Origin of the sequence: Streptomyces fuscichromogenes, assembly GCF_014645815.1 — a bacterium.
Classification (GTDB): Bacteria; Actinomycetota; Actinomycetes; order Streptomycetales; family Streptomycetaceae; genus Streptomyces; species Streptomyces fuscichromogenes.
This window is the reverse complement of sequence record NZ_BMML01000100.1, coordinates 1-1,688: the sequence shown is the minus strand read 5'-3', so window position 1 is coordinate 1,688 and position 1,688 is coordinate 1. Positions and strand designations below refer to the sequence as shown.

Sequence of the window (1,688 nt, the reverse complement as noted above, 5' to 3'; positions counted from 1 at the left end):
GGCTCCGACGGATACGTCCGCGTGTGGGATCCCCTGGCCGGGACCCAACTCGGCAAGGCCATTCATGCTCACAGACTGGGTGTGTGGGCCTTGGCAACGTTCCTCGACTCCGAGGGTCGTACCTTGCTTGCCATCGGCGGCAAGGGTCAGAAGGGCAAAGCTGTCCGCCTATGGGACCCGCTGTCCGGTACCGAGGTCCGCGAGCCGTTGCGTGGCCGTGGGGGTCTTGCGAAGACCATGGCCTCGTTCGACAGGCCCGATGATCGGTCCTTGCTCGCCATGGGGGGAACGGACGGGGTCGTTCGCCTCTGGGATCCCCTGGCGGCCGAGCCGGTCATTGAGCTGATGCACGGTTACGAGGGTTCCATGTTGGCGCTTGTGGCGTTCCCCGGTCCACACGGAACGCCACTGCTCGCCACGGGTGGAAGGGACGGAGTGGTGCGGGTATGGAACCCGCTGAATGCCCAAGCAGGTGCGGTCGAGCGCGGCCACATGGCCGGGGTACGGGCCGTTGCGGCATTCAACGGGCCGATGAACCAGCCACTGCTCGCTACTGCCGGTCGTGACACGGTGGTGCGGGTGTGGGACCCGCTGACCAACAGCGAGGCCGCTGAGCCGCTTCAGAGCCCAGAGAGCATGGTGCGGGCGCTGGTGGCGTTCGACGGGCCCGACGGGCGGCCACTTTTCGCCATCGGCGGGAGCGACGGGGCGGTGCGGGCATGGGATCCGCTGGCTGGCGAGCCGACGAGTCGGCTCCTCTGGGACGAGCAAAGCTCAGTGGCTGCCTTGGTGACGTTCGGCTACTCGGAGGACCGGCCGCTGCTTGCCGCCGGCTACCGGGACGGAGCGATTCTGGTATGGGATCCGTTGACCCGTTCCAGGCCCTATGAACTGGTGAACGAGCGCCGGGTTGAGGTGACGGCCCTGGCTGCCTTTCACGGGCCGGAAGGTCGGCTTCTGCTTGCCGCTGGCGGCAAGGACGGCGCGGTACGTGTCTGGGACGCCGCAACCGGCGATCCCGCCGGACAACCGATTCAGAGTCATGAAGGTCAGGTACGAGCCCTGGCCGCGTTCGACGGGCTCTCAGATCGTTCGCTGCTTGCCATCGGCGGGAGCGACGGGGTCGTGACAGTGTGGGATCCACTGATCGGTGAACCGGTGGGAAAGCCGCTCCAGGGCCACCGAAGCGCAGTAAGTTCCTTGATCACCTTCGTGGGCCCACAGGGCCAAGTGCTGCTGGCCACTGGAGGCAAGGACCGCAACCTGCGGGTTTGGGACGCCCTTACCCGTCAGTGCCTGCTCCGCATCGTCACAGCCAGTCCTCTCCACACCCTCTTCGCGGTCAGGGGTAACCGCGCGGGAACGTCGGGGCTTCTGGTCGGCGCCACTGCCGGATTCGCCTTGATTGATATAGATCTGCCCGAGTGAGCACTAAGGCTTGTCCGGCGGATCATGATTTCCGTAGTCGTTGATCAGCCAGAGACTGTCGTCGACGGGTTGCTTTGGGGGTCGGCGGGAGTGGGCGACGAGGACGACGCGCTTGCGTAGCAGCCGAGACCGACCCGGCTTCCTGCACTGGCAGTACCGTCTGCAGCATTCAACTAGCCCAGCTGAACCGATCAGCCCGGGTTCCGCAGCTAATCGGGTTTCTGGGTCTTGGGTGAGGTCGGACTTGCTGGTCAGCGGTG

1 protein-coding gene is annotated in these 1,688 nt (G+C 65.8%); it reads left to right on the top strand.

The features are described from left to right. On the top strand, window positions 1-1,428 hold a 1,428-nt coding region (locus tag IEZ11_RS50330), incomplete at its 5' end, for a WD40 repeat domain-containing protein (RefSeq protein WP_229714010.1). Window positions 1,429-1,688 lie beyond the last annotated feature (260 nt).